General features: G+C 39.1%; 3 protein-coding genes. All 3 read right to left on the reverse strand.

Translation table 11 applies throughout. The features are described 5' to 3' along the window. Positions 1-1477 (reverse strand): O-antigen ligase family protein (locus tag KKH91_05535; protein MBU0952267.1); only part of this gene is annotated, 1477 nt, incomplete at its 3' end. Beyond that, positions 1477-2916 (reverse strand): phosphoglucomutase/phosphomannomutase family protein, encoded by a 1440-nt coding sequence (locus KKH91_05540; GenBank protein ID MBU0952268.1) that lies wholly within the window; start codon positions 2914-2916, stop codon positions 1477-1479. The genes KKH91_05540 and KKH91_05535, both read right to left, overlap by 1 nt. A gap of 202 nt (positions 2917-3118) precedes the next feature. Beyond that, on the reverse strand, positions 3119-4309 hold the full coding sequence (locus KKH91_05545; protein ID MBU0952269.1) for a tyrosine--tRNA ligase: 1191 nt from the start codon (positions 4307-4309) through the stop codon (positions 3119-3121). Positions 4310-4627 lie beyond the last annotated feature (318 nt).

Genomic DNA, 4627 nt, shown 5'->3' on the forward strand with positions numbered 1-4627 from the left:
TAGCATCATCAATTCTGCCTGTTTTGCGGTAAATTTCACCCAAATCAAAAGCGCTTCTTTCCGAATGGGCTTTATCCATGGATATTGATTTCTCATAATAATTAACCGCTTTGTTTAAATCGTTCATATTTGAAGCGTCATCGGCAGTTTTTCTGTATGAATCAGCAATAAACGGGGTAATCGCAAATTTCCAAATAACAAAAAAGTACATAATAAAAATAACAGACCTAATACTCCAGTTTGTATTTTTGTTTGTATTTATTTCAAATTTCCCAGCCCTAGGCTGGTCAGCCTTAGGCTGAAAATTATTAGTACTCAGCCCCATCAGCGCAAACAGGGTAATTGCTGTAGGCATAATTCTTAAAGGGAAATTAGTCAAACAAAAAACCAGGAAAGCCAATACGCCCGCGGAAACGCTCAGCGATAAAGTGTCATTGTTTTCTTTTTTGAGCAAAGTGAAAAAGTAAAAAATAAAAATTAACAGAAAACTTAAAAGCCCAAGTATTCCTGTTTCAGCGAAAATCTGTAAAAATTCGTTATGAACATTTGATTCGCTGGTCCCCCTGAGCCTGAAATTCGTTTTTTCTTTCACTTTTGCCTGATATAGGGCGAAATTAACTTTCAAATTACCGGCGCCAGTCCCGATAAAGGGATGTTCCTTTATCATTTCAATAGCAGCCTGCCATTTGAATAATCTTTCGGCAACCGAAGGAGATTGGGAATAAAGATTAATTCCCCGGTATTTAGTGAATTCGTATAACCCCAATAAAGCGCTTAATAACACGACAATAATGCTTGCGGTTAAAATCAGTTTTTTGTTTTTGATGAATAAAACGCTAAGTAAATAAACCAGGGAAACCGCAGAGGCTATCCAGGCACCGCGGGTTTTATTAAAAATGAGGTCTATTGTAAAGATAACGAAAAGAATAAGCCAAAGATATTTTTTGAAACCCATAGATTTAAAAAAGAAAGTTAAGGCAATAGGAATCAAGATTATGATATAACCGGCAAAAAAATTTGGATTGCCGAAACTTGACGAGGGCCGTCCAGTGTAAGAGGATATCCAATTGACAAAATCATAGCCAAAATGTTGAAATACTCCGTAACCCCCCGCGATAAGTCCCGTGATTAATATTGTATTTAGAATAGTTTCCGTATGTTTGGAATCCAGGCTTAAAGAAAATATGTAAACGAAAAAGAAACAAAGGTGCAATGAAAAGGTATTTACTGCGAGTTCGGGGAATTTTGCATTAAAAATGGAAAGCAGTTCAGCAAACAAAAACGCAAGAATTGCAATGGACGCTGTGTTTAAACTAAATTTTAATTTCTTTTCAAAAATGCCTGTTAAGAAAAACCCGGTCCCTGCCAATAAAAACAGCAGGGTTAAGGTTTCTTTAATAAGGAAGTGGTCTTTTGTGCCGGTGAAAAAGGCCAGGGGAATCAGGAATAGGGAAAACTGAATTAATCTGAAGGCCATTATAAGGCGGCTATTATTTTTTCGGTATCTTTTTGGATTGTTTCAATTTTTTGCTGTGAATTGGATTCAAAATATAATCTTACCAGGGGCTCGGTTCCGCTTAAGCGCATGCCCACCCAGGAGCCGTCCTCCAAAATAAATTTAAAACCGTCCAGGGTGTTAAGTTCTTTTACTTTTATCCCTGCAAATTCTTTTGGGGCTTTTGCCTGGATACTGTCTTTGAACTTTGTCATGATTTCCGGCTTAACTGTAAGGTTTTTTCTTGTGGTGATGAATTTGCCCACGAGTTTCTCAATATCTGCGAATATTTTCTTGAAAGATTTTTTTTCAATGGCCGCCATTTCAGCCATTAATAAACATGCAAGAATGCCGTCTTTTTCAGGCACATGGCCCCTTATAGTAAGCCCGCCGGATTCCTCGCCGCCGATTATAAATTCCTTCGGGCGGTTTACCATAATATCGCCGATATACTTGAATCCCACCGGGGTTTCTTTTACTTCAATGCCGAACTTCTTGGCTATAGCGTCAATTAAATGGGTTGTCATGCAGGAGCGCGCAACAATGCCCTTCCAGTTGCGGGATTTGGCTAAACTATAAAGCAATAAAGCTATTACTTCATTGGGAGTAATATAAGTTCCGTCGCAATCCAGTATTCCAAACCTGTCAGCATCGCCATCACAGGATAATCCCAGGTTTAATTTGTTCTTTGTTACAATTTTAGAAAGGCCTTCAAGCCGTTGGGCATCCGGTTCAGGCCTGCCTCCGCCAAAAAGGGGGTCTCTGTAATCATGAATAACTTCCAATTTACAGCCGGTTTCCTTTAATAGAGTGTCTAAATAACCTCTAGCGGCGCCGTAAAGTAAATCAATCCCGACTTTGAGTTTTGCTTTTTTGACAGCCTTGAAGTCAACAAGTTCCTTAATCCTTTTTATATAAACCGGTTTAGGGTCAATCTCTTCGATGAGTTTTTTCTTTAAACCTTCTTCCCAGGAAATTTCTTTAATTTTAGAGCGGTCATTTTGGAGTATTTTACAACTCTCTTCTATAGCTTTTGTTGTTTCAGGCATGGCAGGCCCGCCCGAGTCAGGCGAGAATTTCAAGCCGTTATATTCAGGGGGGTTGTGGCTTGCGGTGAAATTTATTCCTCCGGCAAGTTTGCCTCTGATAATTTCGTATGAAATAAGAGGGGTGGGGACATCCCTGACGGTATATAAAGCTTTTATATTGTTTGCAGCCAATACGCATGATGAAAGTTTTGCAAATTCTTCAGAAAGAAACCTGGGGTCGTAGCCGACAAGCACTGACCGTTTTTCGCTGGCGGAGCCCCGACCGTTTATGTAATCAGCTATTGCCTGGCTGACAAGTTTTACATTATCGTAAGTGAATTCATCGCCGATTATTGCCCTCCACCCGCTGGTCCCGAATTTGATATTTACCATTATTCCTCCTGCTTACTATAGTAATGGAAAAACACATTTTTGAGCGACATTGAGATATTTAGGTGAAAAAATCGTTAAGAAATTGACACTGTCTGACGACCCCTGGGGAGGAGTTTGTCAATTTTAGATTTTTGAACCGCCTATGCCCCTATGTGTATGGGAAATATCTCGGAGAGCGAGAAATTGTGTTTTTCCATGCTCTCTATTTATAGATAACTTTACAGAAATTCTTTTTGCCTGCACGTACAATTGTGGGTATATTCGTCAGAACGATATTGTCATTTTCACCAATGATTCTCCCTTCAGTTGAACCTTCGCTAAAAACCTCGATTGCATTCTGTTTTAACAAACGCCTGGCTTCATTTTTGCTTGGCGCTAATTTAAATTCAACTAAAAAATCCGCCGGTTTCCATTGGTTTTGTTTTGTTTCAAATTGAGGAATATCTTTTGGCAGTTCCTTTTTTGAGAATACACTTTCAAATTCATGTCTTACCGCATTTGCCACTTCAACGCCGTGATATTGCTTTACAATTGTTTGCGCAAGTTTTACTTTTGCGTCCCTGGGTTTTTCCTTAATTTCATGTTTAACATTTTCCAGGTCTTCATCTGTTAACAACTCATAGTAAATACCCATAACATCATCCGGGATAGACATGATCTTGCCGAACATGTCTTTTGGCGTATCATTAAGAGCTACATAATTTTTATATGATTTGGACATTTTCTTAACGCCGTCAGTGCCAACCAATAGGGGCATAGTCATTACAACCTGCGCTTCCTGGCCGTCGTCCCGCTGCAACTCTCTGCCAACAAGCAAATTGAATTTTTGGTCGTTTCCTCCCAACTCAATATCTGCTTTTAGCGCAACAGAGTCATAGCCCTGAAGCAATGGGTACATGAATTCCAGTGTTGTTATAGGCGTATTATTCTTAAATCTTTGCGAAAAATCATCCCTTTCAAGCATTCTTGCAACCGTGTACTTTGAAGCAAGTTTTAAAATACCTTTTACGCCGAGTGCATTCAGCCACTCGCTATTAAACCTGACTTCTGTTTTATTTTTATCAAGGATTCTGAAAACCTGTTCCTGGTAAGTTTTTGCATTTTCAAGGATTTTTTCTTCAGTCATTATAGGTCTGGTTTTGTCCTGCCCTGAAGGGTCTCCAATTTGCGCGGTGAAATCGCCTATTAAAAACACTACAGTATGACCAAAATCCTGGAATTGCCTTAGTTTGCGAAGAAGTACCGTATGCCCCAGGTGGAGATCGGGAGAGGTGGGGTCAACGCCAAGTTTTATGCGCAGGTGTTTTTTCTTTGAAAGTCTGGCTGAAAGCTCTTCCTCAGAAATTATTTCAACCGTCCCGCGTTTAATTTTTTGCAAAAATTCTTTTTCCATAATGGTAACACTTTACCATTTTTGAAACTTTTTTTCAACTCATCCAGGAATTCCTATAAATTCTACAATTGAAAACTTCTTTTTTAAGAAGTATAATCAGGGTGATGTCAAAAACAACATACTTCTTAGCTTTAATGGGTTTAATCTTAATGGTAAATTTGGTTTTTGGAAATTCGGTGTGTAATCCGCGCCAAACCTGCCACCCTATCCGGTTCAAAGTTGCCACCTAATCCGGTTTAAAATTGCCACCCTATCCGGCTGAAAGTTTACCACTTAATCAGGTATTTCCGGACAGACCAACAAATTTTCCATTTGACA

The organism is Elusimicrobiota bacterium (assembly GCA_018816525.1).
GTDB lineage: Bacteria > Elusimicrobiota > Endomicrobiia > CG1-02-37-114 > XYA2-FULL-39-19 > OXYB2-FULL-48-7.

Bases quoted from the DNA above. Each gene is read 5' to 3' on its own strand.
- KKH91_05545 (MBU0952269.1), bottom strand. From the start codon at position 4,309: ATGGAAAAAGAATTTTTGCAAAAAATTAAACGCGGGACGGTTGAAATA.
- KKH91_05540 (MBU0952268.1), bottom strand. From the start codon at position 2,916: ATGGTAAATATCAAATTCGGGACCAGCGGGTGGAGGGCAATAATCGGC.